The following is a 26,744-nucleotide window of genomic DNA, read 5'->3' as shown; positions in this document are numbered from 1 at the left end:
CCGATGCCACGATGTTTTGAGCAACCGACGGCAGCCATGATCCACGCGGATGCCGGCTGGCGCTACGCGACGAGCCCCTTGATCGGCTTCAGGGCTGTGCTCTCGGGAAATACGTTGTCGGCCAGTGCGCGCTCGCTCAGCCCGAGATGGTCGGCGAGCACGCCCTTGAACACCGCGCGCAGATCCGTCGTCGGCGCGAGGTCGCGGCCTTGATAGAGGCTCGCCATCTTGAGCGTCGGCCAGTCGGCAATCACCCGGCCGCCCTTGACCGCGCCGCCGGCCAGCAGCGCAATCGTGCCCGTACCGTGATCGGTACCCTGCGTGCCGTTGATCTTCGCCGTGCGCCCGAACTCGGTCGCGACCACGACCACCGTATCGCGCCAGCGCGGCCCGAGCCCGCTCTCGAATTCCGCAAGCGAACCATCGAGGCCCGACAACAGCTGCGCGAGCCGTCCGGCCGCGCCGCCCTCGTTGGCGTGCGTGTCCCAGCCGTCGAACGCCAGCGCCGCAATGCGCGGGCCGTCATCGGCCGCCATCAGTTTCGCCGCGCCGCGCGCCACCTGGCGCATCGCCGTGATCTGGTTGCCGCCCGGCTTCGGCTTCATGTCGTCGCCGAACGCAACTTTCTCCAGCTTCAGTCCCTGCGACAGCGCCGCGGCGAGTGCGGGATCGCGATGCGCATAGAGATCGACCAGCCGCATCGCGGTGTCGTCGTCGGCCTGCGGCAAGGTCACCGGCGCCCAACCGACCGTGGGCGCGGCGCCGCGCAGCACCAGCGGTGCCGTCGGTCCAACCGCGAGCGCACCGGCGACGCGTGGGCCGCGCGGCAGCGCTTCCAGCGCACGGTTGAGCCAACCCGATTGCACGCGACCGGGACCGGCGAAGCCGCTTTCGAGCACGTCCTGGCCGTCGAAATGCGAACGTTCGCGATAGGACGTTGCGACCGCATGAATGACCGCCGCCTGCTTGTCGCGGTACATGCGCGCGAATTCCGGCATCGACGGATGCAGCGCAAAGAACGAATCGAGCGGAAGCGCCGGATGCGGCCCGTCCGCCGTGAGCGCGATCGCGCCATGCAGGCCGGCGTAGTCAGGGTCGCCGATCGGCGCGACGGTGGCGAGCCCGTCGAGCGCGCCACGCAGGATCACGACGATCAGCCGCGGGTCGCGCTGGTCGGCGGCGCGGGCGAATTTCGGCACGTAGGCCCAGGCGGCAAAGGACGCGCCCGCCAGCAGCAAGTGCCGTCGCGAGGTCAACAGCGAAGGCGTGATCCGATCCATCGTCATCTCCTCTGGAATTCCGGCGACATCAGCAGCAGTGCCAGCGCCTGCTGACGGGATTCGGCGCGCTCGATCGTGCGCCGCGTTTCCGTCGAGGCGGCATCGGCCGCGACGAGATCGAGCAGGTCGCGGGGATCGAGATTGTTGCCGAGACGCGAGGCCAGTTGCGCCGAGATGTCCAGCCGCAGCTTCATGCCTTCCGGCGCGGCCCACATCGCGCTGGTGTCGGCAAATCCGTTCGGGCCCGCCGGCGCCCATAGCGGCTGGCCGAGTGTGCCCAGCGAGTTGAGATAGAACCCGGGATCTTCGGGCACGCGCGCCAGCAACCGGCCGCCTGCGACCAGGAATTCATAGGGCGAGCGGATCTTGGTCAGCGGCGCCGACCAGGCCTCGTCGGAGTCCAACAGCGCCAGTGTCACCGCCTTGAGGTCGCCGTCGCTCTTCTTGAACACGGATTCCAGCCGCGCCACCAGCGCAGGCGGCGGATCATCGGCAACGAAATGGCGCGCGAGCTTGGTCGCAATGAACTTCGCCGTCGAGGGATGCTGGGCGATGTCGGAGAGCGCCGCCTCGCCCTGCGCGAGGCCATCATCCTGGTAGATCTTGCCGAGCAGGGTCTGCGGCCCCGGCTGATGCGCATTGGCGTTGAACACGAAGCTGCCGGGCGCGCCGTTCCGGCTGTTGCGGCCGGCAAAGCTCCAGCCGGTGATGATGCGCGCCAGCGACGTCACATCCTCCTGGCTGTAGCCGCCGCCGACGCCGAGCGTATGCAGCTCCATGATCTCGCGCGCGAGGTTCTCGTTAAGGCCGCGCTTGCGATTCTGGCCGGCACGCGAGTCCGGTCCGAGCGATTCCTGGTTGTCGAGAAAGAACAGCATCGCCGGATGCTGCTCGACCGCCTTCAGCATGTCGGCGAAACGCCCGAGCACATGCGGCCGGATCGCCTCGCGCTCGAACGACCCGGCCCACATCCGCGCCAGTTCGCCCTTGCCAGCGGAGATGCAGAAATGGTTCGACCAGAACGCGACGAGCCGCTCCGTGAAGCCGCAATCGGCGAGCACCGCGCGCTGCAACCGCGCCAGCGCTTCGGCACGAAACGTCTTCTGGACAACGTTGGGCGGCTGCTGCGGTTGCGCCGGCTTGGCAGGCGCCGCCTGCATCGCTGGCGCGGGCTCACCTGCCGCCATGCCGGCGCCCGTCGCCATCGCTGATGGCGGTAGCGGCGCCGGCGTATCCGCGCCATTCGTGGAGAGGCCGCGCGTCTGGCCGGGCTGGTCCGGTGGGGTCGCTTCCGACGCCGACTTCGCCGCGGCTTCGCGCGCCTGCTTGACCTCGTCCTGATAGGCAAACACGGCGTCGGCGAGCGCGGGCGTCGGCTGCAGGCCCGGCACCTCCAGGAGCGCACCGTTGGGACGGCCGAGCTCGGCCTTGACGAAGCCGCGCGGATCCGACGCGGCATTGACGAGATCGCCCGAGGCGCCGCCGCGTGCGCCGAAGCCGAAGCGGTTCAAGGCCACGAGAGCTGCCAAGGGATCACGGGCCATGCCACGTCCTCATCAATCGCTGCGCCAGAGTGAGTGCGCCAACATCATGAGTGGGTTCGGCACCGGCGTGCTGGCGCCGGGTGTTGCTGCGCACTATACTTGCTGTGGCAGATGAACCGGACATGAAAAGGACTGGTCGGACGTGGTTCCGAACGTGACAAATCGTTTAGCAAACGTTACCGCGCGACAACTGACGTGCGAGTCGTGCGGGGCGGAATTCACGTGCGATCCCGGCGGTTCCTGCTGGTGCTTCGACGAGGCCGTTCGCCTGCCGCTGCCGAAGGCCGGGCAGAGCCGGTTCAAGGATTGCCTGTGCGCCAAATGCCTGATGAAACTGGCCCGCGAGTCGGAGACCGGTTCATGACGCGCTGGCACGTCGCGGCCGTGCTGCTGGACATGGACGGCACCCTGCTCGATACCGAGAAGGTCTATCTCGAAGCGTCGATCGCGGCCCTTCGTACACTCGGCTACACCGACGGCGTGACCGAGCTCTGTCACGCCATGATCGGCATTCCCGGACCTGACAACGAACGAACCTTGCTCAACCATTTCGGCGACGACTTTCCGCTCGACGACGTCAACCGCCTGTTCGCGGTCAATGCCGCCGAGATCCTGCATGCGGGGATGCCGCTGAAGCGCGGCGTCATCGACCTGCTCGATGCGATCGAAGCGGCCGGCCTGCCCAAGGCGATCGTCACCTCGTCCTCGCGCAGCACGGCCGCGGAACATCTTCGCCTGGCTCGCATCGACCACCGCTTCGACGCGATCCTGACGCGCGACGATGTGAGTCGCGCCAAGCCGCATCCCGACCTCTATCTGCTGGCGGCCAGCCGTCTGGGGACCACGGCGAACGCCTGTGTCGCGATCGAGGATTCCAACCCCGGCGTCGCCTCTGCGCATGCCGCCGGCGCGATCACTCTGATGGTGCCCGACATCGTGCCGCCGACCGAGCAATCGCGCGCCAAGTGCGCGGCCGTGCTGCCCGATCTGGATGCCGCCATCGCCCTGCTCGCAACGCGGTCGGTGTTGCCGGTCAGGGCTTAACGCGGGATCGCGAAGCCAATCCTTGCAGCGGCATTACCAGTCGCCCTTCTGATGTCTTCAAAAGCCCTCGAAAACGGTCATGATCGATTCACGCCGTCGTGCGTGGCCTGCGGAATTGGTCCATGCATTAACCCGAGCAAACTAACTTGCGCACCGCTTCTGGGTGGGCTTCTTTCATGTTGCGATTTATCGGTGCCGTCGGCGCTGCATTCGTGGTTGCGTTCGCGGGCGTGAGTTGGGCGGTGAGAGGCTTTCCCTCTCCAAATGGAATGCTGCGGAGCACGATGTGGACATCATCGTCCGAAACTGCCTCCGTCCAAGCTGCGCCAGCGCCGGGGAGCGGGGGTATCGTGGCTCCTCTGTCGCCGCTGGTGGATAAGACCTTTGGCGGTCCAGACTCAAAGGAGTTCGAGCGCAAGGCCTGGATCGCGCAGCATACCTCGCAGAGCGACAAGAACCCCAAGCTCGATAAGTTGCGCATGGATGCGCTGCAGGCCGCAACGGCCTACAAGCTGTCGCCATGCGACAAGACCATGAAGAAGAACCTGGTCGATGCACTGACCGCCTACACGCGGGCCTGGGTCATGAAACTGGACTGCACTCGTCCGATGGGCATGATGCTGTTCTGTAGCGACAAGAAGATGCAGGACGCGGCCGAGACCTTCGACACGCCGCTCGACAAGCGCGTCCAGGAGGCGCTGCACGAGGCATTCGACGAGCAAGGTATCATCAGGGCCGATTTTCCGGCCGATATCCGTGAGGATGTCCTCCAATTCGCAGGGCCGGGGCTCTGGTCGGACGAATCGCCCGTCTGCCGCGCACGGCGCGTGCAGATTGAACCGCGATAGACGGCGAACAAGGACACCGCAATGCGCCGGCTTATCTTCATCATCGCGGCAATCGCGATCTTGCAGGTCGCGGGACGCGTGTTCCTCCCGGACGCGACGACCGCCGTGGCGTCGTTTCCGCCAGTGACCGGCGCGGAGTTCCAGGATCACGAGAAATACATCGAGGACGCCCGGAGATCGCAACGCAAAGACGCGCTCAGGTCGCTCGATCTGCCCTGGAGCGACCGCTGCGGCGCGAATCGCAGGAGCTTCATCAGCGGCCTCAATCATTACTACTATCATCGCCAAAACCAGCACGATCGCTATCCCGAGACCTATGGTCCGGCCGGCGCTACCTACATCGCGGGCGTATGGACGACGGCCGAGGATCGCAGAATCGAACGTTTGACCCAGGAAGCCTATGCCGCAGGCTATCTCAAGCCATCCGATTTCGATGGCATGGCAAGCCAGATGGTTGCGGCCATCGTCCGCGACGAGCGGATCAGGGGACGCGGCTGCGCCGACTGATTTGGCGGTGGATGTCGAGCCGCCCGCCGGCTGGCAGCGCCGCCGCGACCAGCGCCCGCGCTGCTTCGCCTGCGGTCTCCATGTAGCTGGCGTCACGATGCAGCAGCACGACGGCGAACGAGCCGTCGAGCAGCAGCAGCATCTGGCGCGCGAGTTCGCCTGAGCCGGCGATCCCTTCAGCTTCGAATATCGCCTGCAGCCAGGCTTCGAACTTCTTCTTGTGCGCGGCGCCGATCCTGATCGCGGGATGGCCGGGCAGATTGGCGAGCTCCGCGGTCGTGCGCAGGAAACCGCAGCCGCGCCATTTCGGATGCCGCGCGGCGCGCGCAAGCTGCCGGAAGATCGCCGCGATCTTGTCGGGCAGCGGTCCCGTGGCCTCGTCGAACCAGCGCTTGAACAGCTCCAGGTTGGGCTGGTCGCGCGCGGCGAGGTAGGCCGCGACCAGATCGTCCTTGCTGCGGAAATGGTAGTACAGCGTCTTCTTGGTGATGCCCGCCGTCTCGGCCACCGCATCGACGCTGACGGCGCGGATGCCCTCGGCATAGAACAGCTTGCTCGCGGCGGTGACGATGCGCGCGCGGGTCGGATCGGAGGAACGGGCCATGGCAGCGCTCGGCTTTGGTATACTGACCAGTGAATATACCTTGTGCGGCGACGCGCCTAGTCTGGGCCGGCTTCAATTGTCAGCCCGCAAGGAGCCGCCATGACCGATCCCGTTCTGCTCGACATCTCCGACCGCGTCGCCCTGCTCACGCTCAACCGGCCGGAGCGGCTGAACGCGCTCAGCTATGCCTTGATCGATGCGCTGATGGCCGCGCTCGATCGCATCGAGACCGATCCCGGCATCAGGGCCGTGATCCTCACCGGTGCCGGCGACCGCGCCTTCTCGGCCGGCGCCGACATCGATGAATTCACCGACAGCGTCCGCCACGGCCGCGCCACCGCGCTGCGCGACTTCGTGCGCCGCGGCCAGGCGATGACCGCGCGGCTCGAAGCGTTCAGGAAGCCGGTCATCGCCGCCGTCAACGGGCTCGCCTTCGGCGGCGGCTGCGAGATTACCGAGGCCGTGCATCTGGCGGTGGCGAGCGAGCGCGCCAGCTTCGCCAAGCCCGAGATCCGGCTCGGCATGCCGCCGACCTTCGGCGGCACGCAGCGGCTGCCGCGGCTCGTGGGCCGCAAGCGCGGGCTCGAACTGCTGCTCACCGGCGATCCATTCTCGGCACAGCGCGCCCTCGACATCGGCCTCGTCAACGCCGTCGTGCCGCATGACGAGCTGCTGCCGGCGGCGCGCGCGCTCGCGCAGCGCATCATCCGCCACGGGCCGGATGCTGTCGCCAGCGTCATCACCGCCGCAACCCGCGGCCTCAACATGGCGATCGGCGAAGGGCTGCAGCTCGAGAGCGAGCAGTTCGCGAGCCTGGTCGGCAACCGCGACCTCGACGAAGGCTTGGCGGCGTGGCGCGCACGCCGCCCGCCGCGCGCCTCCTGATCAGACCGGATAGCCTGGCGATCTGCGCGCCAGCCCGCCGAACGCATCGAGCAGCCGCTCGCGCCAGGCATGGACGCTGTCGGTCTCCTCCAGCAGGCTGAACGGGCTGACGACGCGCGCCCATTGGAAGCCGCCGAACACGATGTAGTCGGCATAATCGGGCGCATCGCCGCCGATGAAGGGCTGCGCCTTGAAAGTCTGGCGCAACGGCTCGAGCGATTTGCGGAAGCCGACCACGGCCTGGTCGCGCGACGCCATGACCTCTTCGAGGCGCTTGCCGAACCGCGCCTCGCGCGAGGCCCGGAAATAGGCGGCGTCTTCGACGGCGAGGTTGGTCGGGATGTCGGCGATGATCAGCGGAAAGATGCCGCCGACAATAGCGATGTCGCCCCACGCGTTGATGAAACGCGCCGTTGCGCGGCCGCCGGCGCCGCCGAACAGCGACGGCCGGTCCGGATAGGTATCCTCGAGGTAGTTGGCGATGGCCCATGAATCGACCACCGTCCGGTCGCCGTCGAGCATGACCGGCACCTTCTCCGATCCATGCGGCGCGATCGCCGCCTTCTCGGTGAAACGCCAGGGAATCGATTCGGCGGTCAGCCCCTTGTGGGCCAGCGCCATGCGCGTGCGCCAGCAAAAGGGACTGAACGGGCGCCCCGCATCGGTGCCGACGAGCTCGAACAGTTTCAGTGCCATGCGCGGTCCATCCTCCGGTTGCGGACCGTTCTTACCCGACGACGCGGCCGCTGTCGCGCAAGAGCTGCGCGCCGGCGTCGGTGACCATGACGAAGAGCCCCCGCCCCGCGATCGCCTCCCGCGCGACATAGCCGAGGTCGGCGGCATCCTCCCACACCGTCAGCCGAGGGCAGCTCGTGCGCCAGGTCTCAATGACCTCGGCATGACTGCGCGGCGCGCGCGCGACCCATTCGACGAAGTCCAGCACCAGGGGATCTGCGGTCACAGCCATGATGTATGTCCTCATTCCGCCGCGACGGAGCTCTGCGCCAGCACCAGCCAGCCGCCATAGAGGATGTAGTAGCTCGCCACCGCCGTGATGATGCGGTTGGCCCAGGTGCGGAACTGCTGCTCGCTCATCGCCTCGAGGATGCGCCGCGCCAGGGTCGTGCCGAGCATCGAGGCGGCGACTGCCACGAGCGCGAGCACGGGATCGACGCTCGCGGCCTGGTCGATGATGCCGCCGAAATAGATCAGCTTGGTGAGATGGCTCGCGACCTGGCAGGTCGCCTTGGTGGCGACGATGGACCTGCGGTCGAAGCGCGCGCCGAGGAAGAACGTGTCGAGCAGCGGTCCCGACACGCCGGTCATCAGCATCAGCCCCATGCAGATCGTGCCGTAGATCGCGCCCTGCCAGAGGCTGTCCGGATCCGGCCGCAGCCGGGCCGGCATCAGCCGCGCCATGAACGGCGTGACTCCGAGCAGCAGCAGCGCGGCCGGCTTGTCCGGCACGTAGCGCACCAGCGACCACAGGCCGAGCGCCAGCGCGCAACCGACGAGATACACCGCGACCGGCCGCCAGCGGATGTGCCGGCGCCACAGCACGGCGCGCCAGCCGTTGGAGGCCATCTGCGTGATCGCGTGCAGCACCATCGCCGCCGGCAGCGGCATGATCGCGAGCAGCACGCCGATCAGGATCAGTCCGCCCGCCATGCCGAACAGGCCAGACAGGAACGCCGTTACCACCATCAGCAATCCGAGCGCTGCAATCAGGGCGGGCGTCATGGCTGATCTCCTTCACCCGCAAGGATGTTGCACTGGCGGCGGCGGCGCAAACCGAGTTATCTTGCCCTCCATCAGTTTTCCTGAGGGCTGGCATGCGGCGGCTTCTGTTCCTGAACGGCATCAAGGCATTCGAGGCGGCGGCGCGCACCGGCAGCTTCGCCGCGGCCGGAACCGAGCTCAACGTCTCGGCCGCCGCGATCAGCCGGATGGTCAACCTGCTGGAGCAGCGGCTGGGCGTGGTGCTGTTCGAGCGCAAGGCCAACCGGCTGGCGCCGACGGCGGCCGGCCGCGCCTATCAGAGCGGGCTGACGCCGATCTTCGACGCGCTGTCGAGCCTGACCGCGCAGATCATGGCGCCGTCGACGATGCGCGTGCTGACGCTCGGCGTCGGGCCGACCTTCGCGATGAAGTGGCTGATCCCGCGGCTCGCGGATTTCAGCAAGGAGGAGCCCGACATCGAGGTCCGCATCACCACCGGCGGTGCGGCGGTGCCATTCGGCGACGATTGGAGCTGCGGCATCAGGCTCGGTGACGGTGCCTGGCCGGGTCTCGTCGCCGAGCCGCTGTTCGCCGCCGACCTCGTGCCGGTGTGCACGCCGCGGCTGGCGGCGACCTTGAAGCGGCCGGCCGACCTCAAGGGCCCGAGCCTGTTGCGGGTATCACATGCCGCCAAAGACTGGTCGCTATGGCTGAAGGCGGCCGGCGTCACCCGCGTGGTCGCGCGCGGTACCGAGTTTCAGTATTACGGCCATGCGCTGCAGGCCGCCATCGACGGGCTCGGCGTCGCGATGGGCATCCGCCCCTATATCGATGACGATCTCGCGGCGGGACGCCTGGTTGCACCGTTCGCGCTGACCGTCCCAAAAGGCGAGCGCTGGTATCTGGTCTACCGCAGCTTCCAGGCCGGACAACGCGATTTCGCCGCGTTCCGGCGCTGGATCATGCGCGCGGCGGCGCAGTCCGCGACGCGGAATTCACCGCGAAAGGACTCGTACAAAAAAGACGCCATCGTGTGAACCGGTTCACAATTGGCATGACCAATCCATGTTGTTGTCGCTGTTCGGGTTATCCAGGACTGCGCAATGACGTACTTGTATGAGGATTTTGCCATCGAGCCGTTCGAAGCAGGAAAAGGCTTATGGCACGCGCGGATTCGCCGCGCGGACATGACTCCGGTGGTGATCAATGGTGTTTCGTTCCCCTCTCTCGAAGTCGGCTTCGCATGGTCGGATGCGGAAATGGCGATCGCCGATGCCAAGAGCCACATCGATCGCTTCCGCAAGCGATGGGGATAGTGCCGCCGATGCAAAGTGCGGCACCGGATTCGAGAGTTTCTAGTGCGCTGAGTTTCCAAGGCTCGTGAGAACTGGATGGCCGAGACGGTGCACGAGCTGCGGAAAGTGGGTTCTGGTGCGGCGAATTTACAGCTACTGGAGGATATCGAGCGAACCCCGGGAAAAGACGGATAGCGTAGTGTGGAACAATCTCCGAGAGTGAAGTCCCCGAGAGTCCACCCCCGCTCCCCGCGGTTCCAAGCCCCAATTCGAAAAGCCAACATTCGAAACGCCAATTCGAAATGCCGAGTGTATTCGTAATGCGGACTGCAATTCATGGCTGAGCCTGCCGTCAAACACCTCACTTATTCGGTTCGTACCAGATGCCCGGACTGCGATGCGGAACTGAGCATCCTGAGCGTGATCAACGGCCGCGGCGGTGCTGAGTACTGGGCTCTGCAATGCGTGGCCTGCCACGGCGTGCATCTCGACATCGTCGAACTGCCGACCCGGCATTGACCTGCTGACGGCTGCGCCCGCGCGGCCGCGCCAATCACCCTGACGGTTGGTCATCCGATTGATCACCTCGCGTGATCGCCGGCACTCGCGAACGATTCGTCCACAGGACGCGCTGCTGCCACCATGCTGTCAGCAGGGCTGGTGATGACCGGCGTTCGCTCTTTCATGTCGGCGCCATCGGTCCCATATTCGGGCCATGGCGAAGACCCCAGAGACCCCCAAAAAGCCCGGCCGCACCCCGAAATCGAAAGCCCACCGGCCCGACGTGCAGCCGATCGGGCCGGCGCTCGCCGAGCTGCTCAATCCCGCCATCAACCGCGGCGAGAGCGGCATCGGTTCCTCGACCGGACTGAAGCCCCCGCCGGATAATTCATGGGACCGCCGCGCCGGCGGCGAAGCGGCCGCGCATCGCGCGCGCGCGTCGACCAAGGGCAAGAGCGAGGATGCGGCGAAGCGGGATGCGTCGGGTCGTCCGATGCCACTCCGGCCGAATCCGCAGCCGGTTGAAGGGCGTTCCATATCAGACGACGCGTCGCGCGGCTTTCCCCCACCCAACCCTCCCCCGCAAGCGGGGGAGGGCTCCAGGCGGCGAGAGCCGGGCGCCGCGGCAAGCAATGATCACGAGACCGCGCCGCTTGCGTCCCCTCCCCCGCCTGCGGGGGAGGGCCAGGGTGGGGGCCTCTCTCCTCCCCACCGGCCCCTCATGGAGGATGACGCCAACACCCACCCCGGCCTCGCCGAAGCCCCGCAGGCCAACTACGGCACGACAGCCACCATCCCCACGCTCGATCCCGATCTGGCGCGGCAGCTCGGCCTGCCCACGGCCGAGGATGACGACGAAGCGCTGGCACGGCCGCCGCGCAGCAAGATGGAGGCGCTCGGCGTCAAGGCCACCGCGGAAGCGCTGGAGGCGCTGATCCGCGACGGCCGCCCCGAGTTCCGCAGGGACGACGGCTCGCTCCAGGTCTGGACGCCACACCGGCCGCCACGCCCGGAGAAGAGCGAGGGCGGCGTCCGCTTCGAGATCAAGTCGGCCTATGAGCCGAGGGGCGACCAGCCGCAGGCGATCGCGGAGCTGGTCGAAGGCATCGCGCGCAACGACCGCACGCAGGTGCTGCTCGGCGTCACCGGCTCCGGCAAGACCTACACCATGGCCAAGGTGATCGAGGCGACGCAGCGTCCGGCCATCATCCTGGCGCCGAACAAGACCCTGGCCGCGCAACTCTATGGCGAGTTCAAGAGCTTCTTCCCCGACAACGCGGTCGAGTACTTCGTCTCCTATTACGACTACTACCAGCCGGAGGCCTACGTCCCCCGCACCGACACCTATATCGAGAAGGATTCCTCGATCAACGAGCAGATCGACCGCATGCGCCACTCGGCGACGCGCGCGCTGCTGGAACGCGACGACGTCATCATCGTCGCCTCGGTGTCCTGCATCTACGGTATCGGCTCGGTCGAAACCTACACCGCGATGACTTTCGCGCTGAAGAAGGGCGAGCGCATCGACCAGCGTCAGCTGATCGCCGATCTCGTCGCGCTGCAGTACAAGCGCACCCAGCACGACTTTACCCGCGGCACCTTTCGTGTGCGGGGCGACGTCATCGACATCTTCCCGGCGCACTACGAGGACCGCGCCTGGCGCGTGAACCTGTTCGGCGACACCGTGGAGAACATCGAGGAGTTCGATCCGCTCACCGGCCACAAGCAGGACGAGCTGGAATTCATCAAGGTCTACGCCAATTCGCACTATGTGACGCCGCGCCCGACCCTGGTGCAGGCGATGAAGTCGATCAAGTCCGAGCTGAAGATGCGGCTCGACCAGCTGCATGCGCAAGGGCGCCTGCTCGAAGCGCAGCGGCTGGAGCAGCGCACCACCTTCGACATCGAGATGATGGAGGCCACGGGAAGCTGCGCCGGCATCGAGAACTACTCGCGCTATCTCACCGGACGCCGCCCCGGCGAGCCGCCGCCGACCCTGTTCGAATACGTCCCCGACAACGCGCTGGTGTTCGCCGACGAGAGCCACGTCACGGTGCCACAGATCGGCGGCATGTTCCGCGGCGACTTCCGCCGCAAGGCGACCTTGGCCGAATACGGCTTCCGGCTGCCCTCCTGCATGGACAACCGCCCGCTGCGGTTCGAGGAGTGGGACATGATGCGGCCGCAGACGGTCGCGGTGTCGGCGACCCCCAGCGGCTGGGAGATCAACGAGGCCGGCGGCGTGTTCGTCGAGCAGGTCATCCGTCCGACCGGCCTGATTGATCCCCCCGTGAACATTCGCCCCGCCCGCACCCAGGTCGATGATCTCCTCGGCGAGGTCCGCGCCACGGCGCAGGCCGGCTACCGCTCGCTGATCACGGTGCTGACCAAGCGCATGGCCGAGGATCTCACCGAATATCTGCATGAGCAGGGCATCCGCGTCCGCTACATGCATTCGGACATCGACACCATCGAGCGCATCGAGATCATCCGCGATCTCCGCCTCGGCGCGTTCGACGCGCTGGTCGGCATCAACCTGCTGCGCGAGGGCCTCGACATTCCCGAATGCGCGCTGGTCGCCATCCTCGACGCCGACAAGGAAGGCTTTTTGCGCAGTGAAACGTCACTCATTCAGACCATCGGCCGCGCCGCGCGCAACGTCGACGGCAAGGTGATCCTCTATGCCGATCAGATGACCGGCTCGATGGAGCGCGCCATCGCCGAGACCAACCGCCGTCGCGAGAAGCAGGTCGAGTACAACACGGCCCACGGCATCACGCCGGAGAGCGTCAAGAAGTCGATCGGCGACATCCTCAACTCGGTCTACGAGCGCGACCACGTGCTGGTCGAGACCGGCAGCGGCACCGCCACCGACGACGCCATCTCGATCGGGCACAATTTCGAGGCCGTGCTGGCCGATCTCGAAACCCGCATGCGCGAGGCCGCAGCCGACCTGAACTTCGAGGAAGCCGCCCGCCTGCGCGACGAGGTCAAGCGCCTGCGCGCCACCGAGCTCGCCGTCGTCGACGATCCCACCGCCAAGCAGCGCACCGTACAGGGCAAGGCCGGCGCCTACGCCGGCGCCAAGAAATACGGCGACGCCGCCAATCTGCCGACGACAGCGTTGAAGGGCCGCGGCGGCTCGCGCGGCGGCGGTGCTTCTTCACCCTCCTCTGGAGGGGGAGGGTCGGCCGCCCAAGGCAGCCGCGGAGGGGCGAAGCCGCGCGACAGAGACCCCCTCGCGCCACTCCTCGACGAGCTCACGGGCGGCTCTTCACGCCGCGCGGACGGTCCCTCCTCCCCCTCTCCCCGTTCTTCACGGGGGCGGGACGAGCGAAGCTCGCCCTTGGAGGGTCGGGGTGAGGGGCGCCCCATGGGCAGTCCCTCCGGCTCCAAAGTCCACAAGCCGCATCTCGACGAGATGCACGGCCCGGAGTCCCTGCCCTACCGCCCCAACCCCAAGCTGCCCGAAAAGCCATTCGGCGGCAGCAGCAAGATCATCCAGCCGACCAACTCGCGCGAATCAGGCCCCGAATTCGGCCCCGCCCCACGCTCGACCGGCGGGCAGCCAGGCAAGCGGGGCGGGTGGAAGAAGCGGTGAGCGTGGAGGGGCACGCACGGCGCTCCCCCAAGGCACGCCGATGCAGAGACGCAGCGTGCGGACCCGCGCAATGCTCTCGTGATCCCCGCCACCCACACCGCTGTCATTCCGGAAGCCGCGCAGCGGTTATCCGGAATCCACGCCTCCACCCGCTCTGCGGCCCGACGGATTCCGGGGCGCGCGCCGCGCCTCGTAATGTCAGCAAGACGAAGTTGAAGAGGGGTAACACATGTGTTACCCCTCAGGTATGGTTGAGATCCGCTACTATGTCAGTGCGGGCGGCGACGAGCCCTTCGCCGATTGGTTCGCGGATTTGGAAGCAGTTGCGCGCGCCAAGGTGACACGAGCAATTGCTCGTATGGAGCAAGGCAACTTCTCCAATGTCAAAACAGTCGGAGAAGGCGTGCTGGAATATCGGATCGATTTCGGTCCGGGCTACCGGGTCTATTTCGGGCGCGACGGCGATACCCTGGTGATCCTTTTGACAGGCGGCACCAAGAAGCGGCAACAGCGCGACATAGAGACAGCTCGCACCTATTGGCGGGACTACAAGCAGACCAAGTCGAGACGCTGAGCGGAGATGCTGATGGCAAAGACAAAGAGCTTCAAGGAGCTGGTACAGAGCCAGGCCAAGGCAGACAAGGCCTTTGCCGAGGCGCTGCTTCGCGAGGGCGTCGACGCGATGCTCAGCGGCGACATGGAAACGGGGAAAACCATTCTTCGCGACTACATCAAGGCGACCGTCGGATTCGAAAAGCTCGGTGAGGCGATCGATACACCGCCCAAGAGCCTGATCCGCATGTTCGGCCCGCAGGGCAATCCCCAGGCCAAGAATCTCTTCAACGTGATCGGCTATCTGCAGAAGCAAGCGGGATTGCAGCTTCACGTCACGGGTTAGACGATCGACGAGCGGAGACCAAGTCGACAAGCCGCATCTCGACGAGATGCACGGCCGGAAGCCCTGCCTACCGCCCCATCCGCGCGCTGCCCGAAAAACCTTTCGGCAACAGCCGCCGCATTGTCCCAGTCGACCAACTCGTGAGTCCTGCCCCGAATTCGGCCCCGCCCCGCGCTCGACCGGCGGCCAACCGGGCGAGCGGCAACTAAGATGACGCGGTTACTACTGCGTCGATGAGCCCATTTGCCGATCGCCCGTTCACTGTCATTCCGGAAGCCGCGTTAACGGCTGTCCGGAATCCATCTCTCAACGCAATATGCGGCCAAATGGATTCCGGGTTCGCGCTTACGCGCGCCCCGGAATGACGTGCCGAAAAGCCACATCTTACGATGAGCAGCGAACCGCAGCCCTTACTCCCTGAAAGTAGTCGTTGCGGTTGGCGCCGTCGTAGACGCCGGACTTCATGCAACAGGCTTTGAAACCTGCGTCCGGAGCCGCATGGGCACAGGTCGTTGCGGCCGAGCTTCTCGCTCAGCTCGACATTGCCATGGACGAACCGTCGTCCACGCTTGACGTGGGTTTCTGAAGGGAAGGATTTCCGCCGCTTACGCGTGATGCTGAAAGCTGGGGAGGTTTTCGAGATCATGGATTTTGCGCATGATGACCTCCATCGGTTGGGCGCGCGGCAGATCGCCGCGCGCTTCTGCTATCAGATGCAGCCGAGATTGCAAAGCCCACAGCGAACTGGGCTGCCGTTCGTCCCCGCGGAGCAATTGTCTATCTCAACTCAATACGTCCGCCCCTTCGGCGCCCGCGCGTCATAGTGAAAGCGCTTGCCGCCCTCGGCAACGCCGTCGAGAAACGCGCCGACCTCGCGGTTCAGGAACTCCACATCCGCCGGAAACAGCCCCGCGGCGGAGGCGTGGCCGGTGACGCTGCCGGGCGAGATCGTCTTCATGGTCACATCGGGAATGTTCTTCCCCATCTCGATCGGCTCGAACTCGGGATTGAGCAGGTCCTTGGTGCCGGTGAGGATCAGCGTCTTCGCCTTGATCGACGCCAACGCCCTTGCGGTGTCGCCATTGAAGCCCGGCGTAGTGCCGACATCGTGCTGTTCATAGGCTAGGGTCTGATAGATCCAGTCGTTGGCATCGAACGCCTTCAGCGCGGCGGTCTCCTGCTGCTCCATCCAGGGCAGCACGTCGAGCCCGTTCTTGAACTGCGCCGCATACATGTCCGGCGTGCGCGCGGCGAGCAGGGTGACGATGTCGCGCCAGACCCGGATGCCCTGCTCCGGCGGCGTATCGTAGTTGCCGCCCTTCCAGGCGGCATCGGCCATGATCGCCTTGCGGGAGGCCGCCAGCACCGCGACGTTCCAGGCCGGCGTTTTCGCCAGCGGCACGATGGCCACCAGCGCATCCATCATGTCGGGATGGCTGACGCCCCATTGCAGGGTCTGCATGCCGCCCATCGACGGCCCGATCACCGCCACCACATGGTCGATGCCGAGCTTCTCCTTGAGCAGCCGGACCTGCGACTCCACCATGTCGCGGATCGCGAACTTCGGAAACGCCATGCGCGGCTGCAGCGTCGAATTGCTCGGCGAGGTCGACAGCCCGTTGGCGATCGCATCGGTGCAGATCACGAAGTACTTGTCAGTGTCGAGCGCCTTGCCCGGCCCGATCATGAAGTCGAGCCGGTGATGATTGCCCGAGATCGCCGTCACCATCAGGATGACGTTGGACTTCTGCGCGTTGAGCGTGCCGTGGGTGACATAGGAGATGGCGAAGTCCCTGATCACCTCGCCGCTTTCGAGCTTGAGGTCGCCCTCGGCGTAGAGCTGGTGCGGCGGCTGCTGCGGGGTGTGGGCGGCGGCCGGCCCTGCGATCAGCAGCAGCGCGGCACATGCGGCAATGCACGATCTGGTCGTCACGTGGAACCTCCCATCATGATCGAAGCGCTTGATGCGCGCCTTCTCGCGTAAGGCTGCGGAAGCATAGATGCGGCGGGCCGCGCCGCAAGCCCATCGCGCCATCAATTGCGACGGGCGGCGACGGGAATAAAACCGGCCGCGCGCTGTTACGCCGCGCATCCGCGCGCGACGAAGTGTGACGCGTGTGTAACTGCCCGTCGCGTTACCGTGTCGCAGCCGAAAGGCCTTGCACCGTAGGGCAAATCAGAACGATCTTCTCCGCCGTTCCGTGCTCTCTGAGGAGGGGCGTACGCGTCGTCACGATACGTGGAGCGCGGGATGCGGTGGACGGGGTCGCCTGCACGACGAGCAGGCCGGCCGCGGACGGCGAAGTCGCGTGGTCCTGATACTCCGATGCTAGTATCAAGTCGGCGAAGACGCTTGCGCGTCGCGCTGACGACGGGGGCAATAAAGCCGGTCCCCGGGGAGATCGCGTATAAGCCGTAACCCATCGCGCAGGGAAGGCCGGATGATCGGCTCGTACCTGTGGTTCTGCCGCGTGCTTTCTTTCGCACGCGGACCATGGGTGCGGTCGGCACCCGGCCTTCCCTGCGCCCTCCCACTCATCGAGGGCGAGACCAGATGCAAAAGCCCGGGCGCGATCAGCGCCGCGGGGCTGCGGCAGCGTGTTCGCTCGCGACGGCGACATGACGACGGGCTGTTTGACAATCAAATCAGATCGACGCACGCATGTTCACCGCGGCGTCACCCGGTGGCGAGCGCCGCGATCGACAGCAGCGACAGCATCACGGTGGAGCCCAGCAGCTGCAGCGAGGCCAACGGCTGCATGCGCCAGCGCAGCACCTTGTCGGCAAGACCGAGCGTCGCGTCGTAGAACTCCGCCGCATAGGCCTGCCTGGCGAAATGCGGATAGCGCGGTCCCACGCTCGTCACCAGCAGCACGTGCAGGACGGTCGCGATGCCGACGAATCCGACGATACCCGGCCGCAGCGCGGTGCTGTGCGCGACCTTGAGGATCAGCGCAGCGGCAGCATAGGTCGGAATGGCCTGAAACAGCGCGGTCAGCGCCATGCCCTCGACCAGGTTGACGAATGGCGATTTCGGCGCAGACGGGCTGGCAGAGAGGACGGCTTGCATGGTGTGACATCCGGTGGCGGGAGTCCCGGGCCGGGACCTGACCGCATCCGTGTATCTGGCAAACACCAGGCGAACCGTGAGCCGCGTCACGCGGCCGATGTCGCAATCGGACTGACGTCACGAGGCGTCAAAACAGCACGACGCGCGACTACATCCGTCCCTGGCCGTTGACCTGGCTCTGCTGCTGACGCTCCTGCTCCTTGGCGCGGTGGCGTCCGTAGAGGCAGCCGGCAGCGGCGCCGAGCATGCCGTGACGACCGGCGTAGTGGCCGGCGACGCCGCCGACGATGGCGCCCTTGATGCAGCCCTTGGCTTCGGCGGCCTGGGTGGAGAGCAGCGCGACAGCCGCGACGGACAAGGCAAGCAGGGTCTTCATGATCGAGCTCCACAGGGATGTTGCTCTCTAACTGCAGCATCGCGGCCCGGTTCCCGCATGCAACCGATGTGAGCACTCACGATCCGTTCACGCGAACCTTTTGGCCGTGCCCGTGACCTACGGCTTGAGAGAATTGATCGCACCGAGCTCGTCGCCAAGCTTCCGTTCACCGTGCCGACGCATTTTGCAGCAGGATGTCAGCGCAGGTGATTGACGGTCGCGCGCCGATCTCCACAACAACCGATGGCGCCGACGCGGGCATTCCCGTCAGCGGGAGACAGGATGATCGAGCACATCAACAAGCAGCGCGTGCGCAAGCTGCTCGAGGCCCATGCCGCCGGCGATTTCGACAGCGTGCTGGCTCATTGCAGCGACGACATCGAGCACTTCGCTTCGGCTCCGATCGATATCTTCCCGCATCTCGGCCGCCGCCACGGCAAGGCCGAAGTGCGGCAGATGTGGGAGACCGCGCGCAGCCGCTACGCCGAGGTCAGGCACGAGATCAAGACCATGATCTGCGAAGCCGACCAGGTCGCGGTGGATCTGCGCATCTTCCTGCGCAAGCGCGACAACGACCGCATCGTGCAGTACGACCTCGCCGCCTTCTACACGCTGCGCGACGGCCGCGTCATTCGCATCCGCGAGATCATGGACACGTTCGACCTCGTGCAGCAGGTGCTCGAATGCGATCTCAGCCGGCTGCTGATCGCCCGCACCGCCCGCCCCTGATCCCGCGCCCCGGGGCGCGCCGGCCCGGCTCCGGCGGCGCTGATCACGCAAACGTCAGCACAAAGCCTGTTCGGGCTTTGAACCTGCCGTCCCCGGTGTGGACCCATCAGCGGTGGTATACGGGGCATCGTTGACATGAGAATCGCATTCCTGGCGATGGCAGGACTGGTGATGGGGGTCGTGGGCGGCGCCACGCTCGGGATCGGCCTCGGGCTGGCGTGGATCGAGCTGTTCAACACCAGCGAGTTCGAGGGCTATGCCGGGATGCTGGTGTTCTTCACCTTCATGCCGCTCGGCGCCCTGATCGGCGGGCTCGGCGGCGCCACCCTGTTCGGCATGGCGGCTTTCCGTGACCACGAGGTCGCGGTCGCGCGCCAGCGGGTGCCGCGCGAGGGCGTGAGCCGGATGTGAACGCGCCTGCATCTCCGCGCCGGCCGCGCAGTCAGGCGCATTTGTGCAATGCAAAAACAACCGTTGCGCGTGCGGCCGGTTGGTCTATCTGGGCGGCCAGAGAGTTGAATTGGGCGCCCCGGCGCGACGTCATCGGCGACGTCGCCTCAAGGCCGGCGTGCCCCTCAAGAGCCAGATCAGGATCTCGACCACGATGACAGAGCACAGCCTCTGGCGTCTGTCGCGCGCATTGCATGGCGCGATCAACGAACGCCAATTCGACCAGTTCGCCGAGCTTCTCGACGACGATATCGACTGGGCCATCTACGGCCCGATCGACATGTTTCCCTTCCTCGGCGCGCGGCTCGGCAAGAACGCCGTGCTCGACGCGGTCAGGCAGATTGCCGACAACGTGCACATCCGAAGGCTCGAGCGCGAAACGCTGATGCTGGAGGAGAGCGCCGCCGCGACGATGGTCCGCTGCGCGATGACGACGCAGGATTCCGACAAGCCGATCACGGCCCGCCTCGCGCAATTCCTGCAATTCCGCGCCGGCAAGCTGGCACGGCTGCGTATCCTGATCGACACGTTCGATCTGGTCGAGCAGACGCTCGGCCATCCGATCGACCTGCCGCGGATCGGCAGCTTCGCCTGACGAGTCGCGCCGCGGCGCTGGATTGCGGCCACGATCACCCACAACCCAACACATCGTGACTGGCGCGGTCATAATTTTGCGCCAAGATTCGACCATCTTTCAGCAGACAGGTTCGGGCGGCGGGGGTTGCTCTCATGACATCGCGTGGTTGTGTGCTGGCGGTTTTCACGGCCGGCTTGGGCTTCATTGTGTCTGCGGCGCAGGCCCAGACATTGATGCAGGCCCCTCAACCGTTGCAGATCGCGCCGTGGCAGCAGATCGCGCCGCCGCCGCAGGATGACGACGACGACAAGCCCGACGAACAGGCTGCGGCGATTGACCCGATGAAGGACATCGACGTCAGCAAGCTCGACTGGAGCCAGCTCGCGATCGACGAAACGACGTTCCTTGATCGTCCCGAAGCCGCCGCGGCGAAGCGCAAGGCGGCTGCGGAAAAGGCTGCCGCGCTCGACTGGTCCAACCAGAACAAGGGCAGCGCCGCCTCCGGCGTCTCGGTCAAGCAGTCGGTTTCACCTTTCTGGGACGCGCGCGTCGGCGCCGATATGACCGTCGCGCGGCAGCCGACCACGATGTCGGAATTGCTGGCGGAGAAGGCCGAGAACGGCGGCAGCGCCCCGCAATCGGGCGGCTCGGCCTGGGCCGCCGTCACCGCACCGGGCGCCGGCTCGATCTGGGACAAGACCGCGATCGAGGCGCGCGTCGACCCCGGCTCCGACCAGAGCCGGCTCGGCACGACCATCACCAAGGCGGTACCGATCGACCATTATAATCTGACGCTGCAGAACGGTTATAACGTGACCCAGCAGGGCATGATGCCGATCCCCGGCGCGGCCCCGAAGACCAGCCGCAGCTTCGACACCGAGCAATCCGCGAAGCTTTCGATCGGCGAGACGGGCACGAGCGTCACGGCCGGTCAGACCTTGTCGTCGAACGACGACAAATGGCTGCGCAAGCTCGGCGCCGAGCAGAAGCTCACGGATGGGCTCAGCGTGTCGGGCGCGATCGGCGAGACCGCGCAGGGCGGGACGAGCAAGAGCATCTCGGCCGGGTTCAAGCGGAGCTGGTAATCGTTACGAATTGCGGCAGCCTGCCACGAATGATCGAACCGCCGCCGCAGCTTCGCCGCGTTGCGGCCCAATTTGGCCGCACTGATAGGCTTTGAGAAAGTTCGTCGTGCGGGGACACCGCGCTCGTTTGAACGCGAAATGAGGAAATAGCCGATGAATGTCATTCGTCCGGACAAGATCGATGGAACTGAAGCCGAGCTGGACACGGATCTCGCTGCGGTGTCCGAAGTCGAGGCCGGCATTCGTGATTTCGTTCGCAATGATATCGCCTATCTGCGCCGTCCCAACGCAGCTGCCACGGCCGAGGCTGCGATCGATGCCGACGCGGCGGTCAACAGCGTCACCTCGCTGATCCAGCGCGTCGCCGGCACCTCGCTGTCGGAGATCGAGAACCTGATTTCGGAGCTGGAGGGCCTGCGCGAGCTGCTGCATGCCGAAGGCCAGCGCGTGCAGCGCGAGATCGCGAGCTATGCGCAGCTCAGCCAGGCCGCGATGAAGTCGACCCGCGCCATCGCCGAGAACGTGACGATGTGGAAGCGCGCCGCCGACGGGCTCCGCAACGGCTGAATTCGTTGACGAATTGATCTGGAGCCGTCGTGCGAGGACATCGCGCGGCGGTTTTCGGCTTTCGATCAGCTCTTCTTTGAACGTCTTGTGACGCGCCCGCGACCAACACGTGCCCCTCTTTTTGCGGGCACGTTGCGCCAGGGGGCGGTCATCTTCATGGAAACGATCCGGCCTGAAACCACCGATCCCATTCCTCTGCGGCGAGCGCCTCAGCGGATGGGGACCATCATGGTCCGCTTCGTCGGATTGCTACTGATTGCCGTCGTGGTCATGGCGCTCATCTGGAGCCGCTAGCTAGATCGTTCCAGGAAAGACTGCGCCGTTCGTCGCGGTTAACGAATGCTTAAACGATCACTGGTCGACGGATGCCGCCGACTCCAGCGAATACGAGCCGTCAGCATAGCCTTTAACGACCATTCCGGTGGCGAGCATGACCGCGAGCGTCACGCTGGCAAAGATAAAGCCGAGGAGTTTCAGACCGCCGCGATCTGCCATGCTCTTCCCCACATCCTGATCCCTGATGAGCTGTCTTATAGAGTCGGGGTTCAGAATGCGTTAGCGCGGAGTTCGTTCCGTGCAGACATTCCCACGTAGCGTGACCTTTTCGCCTCAACCGTTGTTCCGCCTCGGCACGAAGGCCGACGCAAGCACCGAGAATACCACCTCGCCGCGCTGGTTGCTGCCGGCATTGCGCGCTTGCAAGATGCCCCATTCAGGCCGTGAAGCAGATACACGAAGCGACTCGATCTCGCTGGAGAAACTGATCGTGTCGCCCGCGAGCACCGGCTTCAGCCAGCGCAGATCCCGAAACCCGGGCGATGGACCGCCAACCGCAATCGGTTCGCCGCGCGAACGCGCGACCTCCAGGAGCCGCTGGTTGTCGGCGACGATCAGCTTCATGCAGACCGAGCCGACATGCCAGCCTGACGCGGCAAGTCCGCCGAACAGCGATTTGCGGCCTTCCTCCTCGTCGAGATGAAAGCGCTGCGGATCGAACTGCACGGCAAATCGCTTGATGTCAGCGGCGGTGAAAGTAAACGAGCCGAGTTCGCGGCGCTGCCCGACCTGGAGATCCTCGAAGAAGCGCATCAGCCCACCTGTCCGCTGCTCTCGCGTCGCTCGACAATGATCGGCGAGACCATCTCACAGAGTTTCTCGCCGGCCGCATTGCGCACGCCGCACTTGAAGGTGACGATCCCCGTCGAAGGACGGCTTCGCGATACACGCGCCTCCACGACCTCGACGTCGAGCATCAGCTTATCGTCGGGTCGCAGCGGAGACAGCCACCGGACCTCATTGACCCCGGGCGAGCCGAGCGAGGCGGTGCGCCCGATGAAGCCGTCGAACATCATGCGCATTGTCAGTGAGCAAAGATGCCAGCCTGAGCCGGACAGGCCCTTGAGCATCGACTGCCGCGCGGCCTCTTCGTCCAGATGCATCGGCTGCGGATCAAACTCGGACGCAAAGGCGACGATCTCGTCGCGGGAGACGCGTCGCGGGCCAAAACTGCCGAAAGGGCCTTGCGGAAAATCTTCGAAGGTGAGTGTCATGGGGTCTGAATGGCTGAAAGAAGCCCGATTGTGGCCGCACTTTGCAGCAATCACAACCGGGCCGCTCGCATGGCTGACGTCCGGCCCGCTCGCACGAGAATTCCAGAAGGCTCCACATACCGGGGAGGATGCCGACCGCAGGCCGCGTCATCTGGCGCGGGATTCGAGCACGACTTAAAGACAGATTCGACTTTCGATTCGGAAGTGGCTGGGGGATCAGATGTTGGAATTTCGCGATTTGTTCCAGTGGGACCGCTTCATCACGCCCACGATCATCAAGACGTTCTATTGGCTCGTCATCGCGCTGATCATCCTCTCGGGAATCCGCGGTATCTTCGTGGGCCTGACGGAGATGGCGATCAGCCCGTTCGGTGGCTTCCTGATGCTGCTGTCCTCCCTCGCCGGCATCGTCGTCGGCATGGTGTTCTCCCGCATCGCCGCCGAATTCGTCCTGATCGTCTTCCGCATCAACGAGCATCTCGGCGCGATCCGCGAACAGGGGCGGATGTAATCGCCCGGCAGCGCCTCAGTTGTTGAAACGGAAGTGCATCACGTCGCCGTCGGCGACGACATAGTCCTTGCCCTCGAGGCGCAGCTTGCCGGCGTCGCGCGCGCCGGCCTCGCCGCCGAGCGCGATGTAGTCGGCATAGGCGATGGTCTCGGCGCGGATGAAGCCCTTCTCGAAATCGGTGTGAATGACGCCGGCTGCGGCCGGTGCCTTCGTGCCGCGGTGAATGGTCCAGGCACGCGCCTCTTTTGGACCGACGGTGAAGTAGGTGATCAGGTCGAGCAGCTGGTAGCCGGCACGGATGAGTCGATCCAGGCCCGCCTCTTCGAGGCCCAGCGTCTCCAGGAAATCCACGCGCTCCTCGCGCGACAAGGTCGCGATCTCCGACTCGATCTTGGCGGAGATGACGACCGCCACGGCGCCCTCCTCCTTGGCACGCGCAAACACGGCCTGCGAGAAGCCGTTGCCGTCCTTGGCCGATCCTTCCTCGACATTGCAGACATAGAGGACCGGCTTCGACGTCAATAGCCCGAGCATGCCGAAGGCGCGCTCCTCCTCGGGCTTGCGCTCCAACAGCCGCGCGGGCTTGCCGTCACGCAGCAGCACCAGAGCCCGAGTGACGAGCTCGTACTGCTCCTTGGCATCCTTGTCGCCGCCCTTGGCCTTCTTGGACAGGTTGTCGACCCGCTTCTCGAGGCTGTCGAGATCGGACAGCATCAGCTCGGTCTCGATGGTCTCGATGTCGGCGAGCGGCGCGATCTTGCCCTCGACATGGGTGATGTCGGAATCCTCGAAGCAGCGCACCACGTGCGCGATCGCATCGACCTCGCGGATGTTGGCGAGGAACTGATTGCCGAGCCCTTCACCCTTGGAGGCGCCGCGCACGAGGCCGGCGATGTCGACGAAGGTCAGCCGCGTCGGGATGATCTGGCCGGACTTGGCGATCACCGCGAGCTTCTCGAGCCGCGGATCGGGCACGGCAACCTCGCCGACATTCGGCTCGATCGTGCAGAACGGATAGTTGGCCGCCTGCGCCGCCGCCGTCTCCGTCAGCGCATTGAACAGCGTCGACTTGCCGACGTTGGGCAACCCGACGATTCCGCATTTGAAACCCATGATCTGTCCTGCATCCTCTTGGGTTACGGTCCGAGGCGCCTCAGGCAGCGCCGACGTCGCCCTTGTCCAGAAAACCCTTGGCCTGAAGCGCCAGATGCACCTTGTTCGCAAAGGTGGAGTCGCGCCGGCCTATCAACAAACCTGCATTGTCGGCGACCGCATCGCACAGCGCCTCGACCCAGGGCATGTCGGCCTTGGCGAAATCCGACAGGACGTGGCCATGCACCAGCTCCTTGACGCCGGGATGACCGATCCCGAGCCGCACGCGGCGGTACTCGTTACCGATATGGGCCGAGATCGATCGTAGCCCGTTATGGCCGGCAATGCCGCCCCCGACCTTCACGCGCAACTTGCACGGCGGCAGCTCCAGCTCGTCCTGGAAGACGGTGACGTCGCCGACGCCGAGCTTGAAGAAGCTGGCCGCCGCCTGCACCGAGCGGCCCGACTCGTTCATGAAGGTCTCGGGCTTCAACAGGATGACGCGCTCGGAGTCGAGCGTGCCTTCCGAGGTCTCGCCCTGAAACCTGCGGCGCCAGGGCGAAAAGCCATGACGCCGCGCGATCTCATCCACGGCCATGAAGCCGATATTGTGCCGGTTGCGCGCATATTTCGCGCCGGGATTGCCGAGGCCGACCAACAGCAGCATGACGCGGCATCCGCACCCGCCGTCGCTTTCGGGAGCACGGGACGAGCCCGCGCGTCCCGGAAGCGGACCGGCTTACTTCTTCTTGTCGCCGCCAGCCGGGGCCTTCGCCGCGGCCGCAGGGGCCTTGGCAGCGGGGGCCTTGGCAGCAGCAGCCGGGGCAGCAGCAGCCGGAGCAGCGGCGGCAGCGCCTGCGGCCTTCTGCTCCTCGCCGTAGCCGGACGGCGGCACGATGGTGACCAGCGTGGCGTCGTCGCGCGACAGCGTCTTCACGCCGGTCGGCAGCTTGACCTCGGAAATGTGCAGCGAGTGGTTGATCTCAAGCGCACTGACGTCGGCCTCGATGAACTGCGGAATGTTCTCCGCAAGGCACTCGATATCGAGCGTGTGGGTCACGATGTTGACGGTGCCACCGCGCTTGACGCCCGGCGCGCCTTCCGACCCCACCACATGCAGCGGCACGCTGACGCGAATGGTCGCGCCCTGGCCGAGCCGCATGAAATCGACGTGGATCGGGAAATCCTTGACCGGATCGAGATGGAAGTCGCGCGGGATCACCCGGTGCTTCTTGCCGTCGAGGCTGACGTCGAAGATCGTGGTCAGAAACCGGCCCGCCAGGATGCGCTGGCGCAGCTCGCGGTCCTCGACCGAGATCGGCAGCGGGGGCTGGTTGTCTCCATAGATTACTCCGGGCACTCTCCCGGCGCGACGCTCTGCCCGTGCGGCCCCCTTGCCGACTGACGGACGGGCGGTCGCCTTCAGTTCTCTGACGGTCGCCATCGTGTTAAGTCCTTGTTTCTAAAAAGTTAAAGGCCGCAGCGCGGCCCGTTTGCGTCACGTCCGAGGCGAGCCTCCAGGGGTGCGGGGGCCGCAGACGTGGCCGCCTTCTAGCGGCAAACCGCCGAAATGACAAGGAAATGAAGGGATCTTTGTCGGCCCCTTCCCTATTCCCCGCCGCCGATCCCGGATCGGCACCGCCGCGCCAGGCCCGCCTGACGCACGGTGCCACCCGGTCAGCCGTCCGTGTTGCCGGCGCCCAGCTTGGCCTCGAGCGCCGTGATCCGCGCCTTCAGCGCCTCGTTCTCCTCGCGGGCGAGCCGGGCCATGTCCTTGACCGCCTCGAATTCCTCGCGCTTCACGATGTCCAGGTCGTTCAGGATCTTTTCGGCCTGGTTGCGGACGACCGCATCGACTTCCCGCTTCACGCCCTGAGCGGCGCCGGCGGCGTCGTTCATCAGGCGGCCGAGTTCGTCGAAAAACCGGTTGGTGGTCTGGGTCATGCTAAAACTCTCCGTGTCCCGCACCGCGCACGACAATGGCAGACAGAATGGCGATCCGTCCCCCCGC

Annotated in this window: 34 protein-coding genes; 17 read left to right on the top strand and 17 right to left on the bottom strand. The window is 65.7% G+C overall.

Annotated features, from left to right (window positions below; genetic code table 11):
- Positions 1-62: 62 nt before the first annotated feature.
- Positions 63-1,286: a DUF1501 domain-containing protein gene (locus LQG66_RS31150; RefSeq protein WP_231319646.1), complete on the bottom strand. Its 1,224-nt coding sequence runs from the start codon at positions 1,284-1,286 to the stop codon at positions 63-65.
- The gene (locus LQG66_RS31145; RefSeq protein WP_231319645.1) at positions 1,283-2,824 is read right to left on the bottom strand and encodes a DUF1800 domain-containing protein; all 1,542 of its coding nucleotides are present in this window, start codon (positions 2,822-2,824) and stop codon (positions 1,283-1,285) included. Before LQG66_RS31145 ends, LQG66_RS31150 begins: the two co-directional genes overlap by 4 nt.
- A gap of 142 nt (positions 2,825-2,966) precedes the next feature.
- On the opposite strand from LQG66_RS31145, the gene LQG66_RS31140 reads away from it, so the two are divergent.
- From LQG66_RS31140 to LQG66_RS31125, 4 genes are all read left to right on the top strand, one after another.
- Positions 2,967-3,188, top strand: a complete 222-nt coding sequence (locus tag LQG66_RS31140; RefSeq protein WP_231319644.1) for a cysteine-rich CWC family protein — start codon at positions 2,967-2,969, stop codon at positions 3,186-3,188.
- Positions 3,185-3,868 (top strand): HAD family hydrolase, encoded by a 684-nt coding sequence (locus LQG66_RS31135; protein WP_231319643.1) that lies wholly within the window; start codon positions 3,185-3,187, stop codon positions 3,866-3,868. Before LQG66_RS31140 ends, LQG66_RS31135 begins: the two co-directional genes overlap by 4 nt.
- Positions 3,869-4,014: 146 nt before the next feature.
- A complete protein-coding gene (locus LQG66_RS31130; RefSeq protein ID WP_231319642.1) occupies positions 4,015-4,716 on the top strand; it encodes a hypothetical protein in 702 nt (233 codons plus the stop codon).
- A gap of 21 nt (positions 4,717-4,737) precedes the next feature.
- On the top strand, positions 4,738-5,223 hold the full coding sequence (locus LQG66_RS31125) for a hypothetical protein (RefSeq protein ID WP_231319641.1): 486 nt from the start codon (positions 4,738-4,740) through the stop codon (positions 5,221-5,223).
- Here the strand turns inward: LQG66_RS31125 and LQG66_RS31120 are convergent.
- Positions 5,198-5,827: a TetR/AcrR family transcriptional regulator gene (locus tag LQG66_RS31120; RefSeq protein ID WP_231319640.1), complete on the bottom strand. Its 630-nt coding sequence runs from the start codon at positions 5,825-5,827 to the stop codon at positions 5,198-5,200. The genes LQG66_RS31125 and LQG66_RS31120 overlap by 26 nt on opposite strands.
- Positions 5,828-5,926: 99 nt before the next feature.
- Here LQG66_RS31120 and LQG66_RS31115 point away from each other — a divergent pair, with 99 nt between their 5' ends.
- Positions 5,927-6,712, top strand: a complete 786-nt coding sequence (locus LQG66_RS31115) for a crotonase/enoyl-CoA hydratase family protein (protein WP_231319639.1) — start codon at positions 5,927-5,929, stop codon at positions 6,710-6,712.
- On the opposite strand, the gene LQG66_RS31110 is transcribed toward LQG66_RS31115, so the two are convergent.
- Genes LQG66_RS31110 through LQG66_RS31100 form a run of 3 tightly spaced genes read right to left on the bottom strand, consistent with a single transcriptional unit; the run spans position 6,713 to position 8,452 of the window.
- Complete coding sequence (locus tag LQG66_RS31110; protein WP_231319638.1) at positions 6,713-7,408, bottom strand: glutathione S-transferase family protein; 696 nt, start codon at positions 7,406-7,408, stop codon at positions 6,713-6,715.
- 31 nt (positions 7,409-7,439) lie between these two features.
- Positions 7,440-7,679 (bottom strand): hypothetical protein, encoded by a 240-nt coding sequence (locus tag LQG66_RS31105; RefSeq protein ID WP_231319637.1) that lies wholly within the window; start codon positions 7,677-7,679, stop codon positions 7,440-7,442.
- An 11-nt stretch (positions 7,680-7,690) separates the two neighbouring features.
- A complete protein-coding gene (locus LQG66_RS31100) occupies positions 7,691-8,452 on the bottom strand; it encodes a sulfite exporter TauE/SafE family protein (protein ID WP_231319636.1) in 762 nt (253 codons plus the stop codon).
- A 92-nt stretch (positions 8,453-8,544) separates the two neighbouring features.
- Between LQG66_RS31100 and LQG66_RS31095 the strand changes: the two genes are divergently transcribed.
- The 6 genes from LQG66_RS31095 to LQG66_RS31070 all read left to right on the top strand — a co-directional run bounded on the left by LQG66_RS31095 (position 8,545) and on the right by LQG66_RS31070 (position 14,726).
- Positions 8,545-9,468: a LysR substrate-binding domain-containing protein gene (locus LQG66_RS31095; RefSeq protein ID WP_231319635.1), complete on the top strand. Its 924-nt coding sequence runs from the start codon at positions 8,545-8,547 to the stop codon at positions 9,466-9,468.
- 66 nt (positions 9,469-9,534) lie between these two features.
- Positions 9,535-9,747 carry a hypothetical protein gene (locus tag LQG66_RS31090; protein ID WP_231319634.1) on the top strand — a complete coding sequence of 71 codons (213 nt, stop codon included), beginning with the start codon at positions 9,535-9,537 and terminating at the stop codon, positions 9,745-9,747.
- 315 nt (positions 9,748-10,062) lie between these two features.
- The gene (locus tag LQG66_RS31085; protein WP_231319633.1) at positions 10,063-10,245 is read left to right on the top strand and encodes a hypothetical protein; all 183 of its coding nucleotides are present in this window, start codon (positions 10,063-10,065) and stop codon (positions 10,243-10,245) included.
- A gap of 196 nt (positions 10,246-10,441) precedes the next feature.
- Positions 10,442-13,828 carry an excinuclease ABC subunit UvrB gene (gene uvrB, locus LQG66_RS31080; RefSeq protein WP_231319632.1) on the top strand — a complete coding sequence of 1,129 codons (3,387 nt, stop codon included), beginning with the start codon at positions 10,442-10,444 and terminating at the stop codon, positions 13,826-13,828.
- 247 nt (positions 13,829-14,075) lie between these two features.
- Positions 14,076-14,402: a type II toxin-antitoxin system RelE/ParE family toxin gene (locus LQG66_RS31075; protein ID WP_231319631.1), complete on the top strand. Its 327-nt coding sequence runs from the start codon at positions 14,076-14,078 to the stop codon at positions 14,400-14,402.
- 12 nt (positions 14,403-14,414) lie between these two features.
- Positions 14,415-14,726 carry a transcriptional regulator gene (locus tag LQG66_RS31070; protein WP_231319630.1) on the top strand — a complete coding sequence of 104 codons (312 nt, stop codon included), beginning with the start codon at positions 14,415-14,417 and terminating at the stop codon, positions 14,724-14,726.
- Between the two features lie 205 nt (positions 14,727-14,931).
- Here LQG66_RS31070 and LQG66_RS31065 read toward each other — a convergent pair whose 3' ends face one another.
- The 4 genes from LQG66_RS31065 to LQG66_RS31050 form a co-directional block, all read right to left on the bottom strand.
- Positions 14,932-15,372, bottom strand: coding sequence for an SEC-C metal-binding domain-containing protein (locus tag LQG66_RS31065; protein ID WP_231319629.1), 441 nt, complete (start codon positions 15,370-15,372; stop codon positions 14,932-14,934).
- A 141-nt stretch (positions 15,373-15,513) separates the two neighbouring features.
- On the bottom strand, positions 15,514-16,659 hold the full coding sequence (locus LQG66_RS31060; protein ID WP_231319628.1) for an alpha/beta fold hydrolase: 1,146 nt from the start codon (positions 16,657-16,659) through the stop codon (positions 15,514-15,516).
- Positions 16,660-17,403: 744 nt separating this feature from the next.
- Positions 17,404-17,796 carry a hypothetical protein gene (locus LQG66_RS31055; protein ID WP_231319627.1) on the bottom strand — a complete coding sequence of 131 codons (393 nt, stop codon included), beginning with the start codon at positions 17,794-17,796 and terminating at the stop codon, positions 17,404-17,406.
- Between the two features lie 148 nt (positions 17,797-17,944).
- Positions 17,945-18,172 carry a hypothetical protein gene (locus tag LQG66_RS31050; RefSeq protein WP_231319626.1) on the bottom strand — a complete coding sequence of 76 codons (228 nt, stop codon included), beginning with the start codon at positions 18,170-18,172 and terminating at the stop codon, positions 17,945-17,947.
- A gap of 282 nt (positions 18,173-18,454) precedes the next feature.
- Between LQG66_RS31050 and LQG66_RS31045 the strand changes: the two genes are divergently transcribed.
- The 5 genes from LQG66_RS31045 to LQG66_RS31025 all read left to right on the top strand — a co-directional run bounded on the left by LQG66_RS31045 (position 18,455) and on the right by LQG66_RS31025 (position 21,580).
- Positions 18,455-18,901 (top strand): nuclear transport factor 2 family protein, encoded by a 447-nt coding sequence (locus LQG66_RS31045; RefSeq protein ID WP_231319625.1) that lies wholly within the window; start codon positions 18,455-18,457, stop codon positions 18,899-18,901.
- A 135-nt stretch (positions 18,902-19,036) separates the two neighbouring features.
- On the top strand, positions 19,037-19,312 hold the full coding sequence (locus tag LQG66_RS31040; protein ID WP_231319624.1) for a hypothetical protein: 276 nt from the start codon (positions 19,037-19,039) through the stop codon (positions 19,310-19,312).
- 193 nt (positions 19,313-19,505) lie between these two features.
- Positions 19,506-19,946 carry a nuclear transport factor 2 family protein gene (locus LQG66_RS31035; RefSeq protein ID WP_231319623.1) on the top strand — a complete coding sequence of 147 codons (441 nt, stop codon included), beginning with the start codon at positions 19,506-19,508 and terminating at the stop codon, positions 19,944-19,946.
- 134 nt (positions 19,947-20,080) lie between these two features.
- Positions 20,081-21,013: a hypothetical protein gene (locus tag LQG66_RS31030; protein WP_231319622.1), complete on the top strand. Its 933-nt coding sequence runs from the start codon at positions 20,081-20,083 to the stop codon at positions 21,011-21,013.
- 153 nt (positions 21,014-21,166) lie between these two features.
- Positions 21,167-21,580, top strand: a complete 414-nt coding sequence (locus tag LQG66_RS31025) for a hypothetical protein (RefSeq protein WP_231319621.1) — start codon at positions 21,167-21,169, stop codon at positions 21,578-21,580.
- Between the two features lie 351 nt (positions 21,581-21,931).
- Here the strand turns inward: LQG66_RS31025 and LQG66_RS31020 are convergent, their stop codons facing one another.
- From LQG66_RS31020 to LQG66_RS31010, 3 genes are all read right to left on the bottom strand, one after another.
- A complete protein-coding gene (locus LQG66_RS31020) occupies positions 21,932-22,075 on the bottom strand; it encodes a hypothetical protein (RefSeq protein WP_231319620.1) in 144 nt (47 codons plus the stop codon).
- A gap of 114 nt (positions 22,076-22,189) precedes the next feature.
- Positions 22,190-22,669 (bottom strand): MaoC family dehydratase, encoded by a 480-nt coding sequence (locus LQG66_RS31015; protein ID WP_231319619.1) that lies wholly within the window; start codon positions 22,667-22,669, stop codon positions 22,190-22,192.
- On the bottom strand, positions 22,669-23,130 hold the full coding sequence (locus LQG66_RS31010; protein WP_231328017.1) for a MaoC family dehydratase: 462 nt from the start codon (positions 23,128-23,130) through the stop codon (positions 22,669-22,671). Before LQG66_RS31010 ends, LQG66_RS31015 begins: the two co-directional genes overlap by 1 nt.
- 220 nt (positions 23,131-23,350) lie before the next feature.
- Between LQG66_RS31010 and LQG66_RS31005 the strand changes: the two genes are divergently transcribed.
- On the top strand, positions 23,351-23,641 hold the full coding sequence (locus tag LQG66_RS31005; protein ID WP_231319618.1) for a DUF4282 domain-containing protein: 291 nt from the start codon (positions 23,351-23,353) through the stop codon (positions 23,639-23,641).
- Positions 23,642-23,656: 15 nt separating this feature from the next.
- On the opposite strand, the gene ychF is transcribed toward LQG66_RS31005, so the two are convergent.
- From ychF to LQG66_RS30985, 4 genes are all read right to left on the bottom strand, one after another.
- Positions 23,657-24,754, bottom strand: a complete 1,098-nt coding sequence (gene ychF, locus LQG66_RS31000; RefSeq protein ID WP_231319617.1) for a redox-regulated ATPase YchF — start codon at positions 24,752-24,754, stop codon at positions 23,657-23,659.
- A 40-nt stretch (positions 24,755-24,794) separates the two neighbouring features.
- Positions 24,795-25,400 (bottom strand): aminoacyl-tRNA hydrolase, encoded by a 606-nt coding sequence (gene pth, locus LQG66_RS30995; RefSeq protein ID WP_231319616.1) that lies wholly within the window; start codon positions 25,398-25,400, stop codon positions 24,795-24,797.
- A gap of 72 nt (positions 25,401-25,472) precedes the next feature.
- Complete coding sequence (locus LQG66_RS30990) at positions 25,473-26,177, bottom strand: 50S ribosomal protein L25/general stress protein Ctc (RefSeq protein ID WP_231319615.1); 705 nt, start codon at positions 26,175-26,177, stop codon at positions 25,473-25,475.
- A gap of 233 nt (positions 26,178-26,410) precedes the next feature.
- Positions 26,411-26,677 carry an accessory factor UbiK family protein gene (locus LQG66_RS30985; protein WP_231319614.1) on the bottom strand — a complete coding sequence of 89 codons (267 nt, stop codon included), beginning with the start codon at positions 26,675-26,677 and terminating at the stop codon, positions 26,411-26,413.
- Between the last annotated feature and the right edge of the window lie 67 nt (positions 26,678-26,744).

The sequence above is a fragment of the Bradyrhizobium ontarionense genome, from assembly GCF_021088345.1.
Lineage (GTDB): Bacteria > Pseudomonadota > Alphaproteobacteria > Rhizobiales > Xanthobacteraceae > Bradyrhizobium > Bradyrhizobium ontarionense.
The sequence above is the reverse complement of the archived record's forward strand: the minus strand, read 5'-3'. Positions and strand labels throughout refer to the sequence as shown.